The sequence below is a fragment of the Shimazuella alba genome, assembly GCF_009831235.1.
GTDB classification, from domain to species: Bacteria; Bacillota; Bacilli; order Thermoactinomycetales; family Thermoactinomycetaceae; genus Shimazuella; species Shimazuella alba.
In genome coordinates this window covers 1-1244 of record NZ_WUUL01000036.1, presented here as the reverse complement: position 1 = coordinate 1244, position 1244 = coordinate 1, and the positions used below count along the sequence as shown (strand labels likewise).

Sequence of the window (1244 nt, the reverse complement as noted above, 5' to 3'; positions counted from 1 at the left end):
GCATATCTAGAGGGTGTGGAGTCCTATAGAACCACCTCGGAGAAGCATCAGGTGAACGTTTCGCTGTTAAAAAGATGGGTAGCAAATTTTCGAGAGCATGGGATAGCAGCTTTTCAAACATATACAAACTATTCAATGGAGTTTAAAATGGACGTACTAACCTATATGAGAGAAACAGGAGCATCCACTGAAAAAGCAGCTGCGATCTTTAACATCCCCTCTTCGAGCACAGTATGGAATTGGAAACATGTTATGGAGACACAAGGGATGGATGCTCTTATGCCAAAGAAGAAGGGGCGTCCATCCATGGGAAAAAAAGCAAAGAAACGAGAACAAACAAAAAGTCCAGAAGAGATACTACGTATAGAAAATGAAAAATTACGAATGGAGATAGATTACTTAAAAAAGTTACATGCCTTCATTCAAGAAAAAGAAAAATCTGCGAACAGGACAAAGCGCAAATAGTCTATGAATGAAGGCACAAATGGAAGGTAGTTGAGTTAATAAAAATCGCTCAAATGGCCCGAAGTACCTATTACTACTGGATAAAACAAAGCAACAAACCAGATAAATACAACGAAATAAAAGAAAAAGTCCAAGAGGTTTTCGAAGAACACCAAGGGCGTTATGGTTATCGTCGAATCACATGGGAATTACGAAATAAAGGCTATCGCTTAAATCATAAGACGGTTCGTCGTCTGATGAATGAATTGGGTTTGAAGTGTCTCGTTCGGTTGAAAAAATATCGTTCCTATCGGGGGAACGTGGAAAAATTGCACCAAACCTTTTAGCACGTAATTTTCAAGCAACGAAACCCAATGAAAAATGGGTTACAGATGTCACCGAATTTCATTTACATGGTGAAAAGCTATATCTATCGCCCATTCTTGACCTCTTTAATGGTGAAATTGTAGCTTATCAAGTAGAAAAACGTCCGGTTTATCCACTTGTGGCCAACATGCTGGAGAAAGCCTTCCAGCGATTAAACCAGGATGAATTTCCACTTCTTCACTCGGATCAGGGATGGCATTACCAAATGAAGCACTATCAACATACCTTGAAAGAACGCGGAATAGTCCAAAGTATGTCTCGGAAGGGCAATTGTTTGGATAATGCTGTGATGGAGAATTTCTTTGGTTTATTAAAAAGCGAATTGCTCTACTTGAAAGAATTCGAGAGTATGGAGCATTTTCAGCGAGAACTAGATCAATATATTCACTACTACAATCACAAGCGAATGAAAA

Annotated in this window: 1 pseudogene; it reads left to right on the top strand. The window is 39.0% G+C overall.

The window, feature by feature from the left end:
- A pseudogene (locus tag GSM42_RS20275) lies at positions 1-1244 on the top strand (IS3 family transposase); the annotation flags it as partial.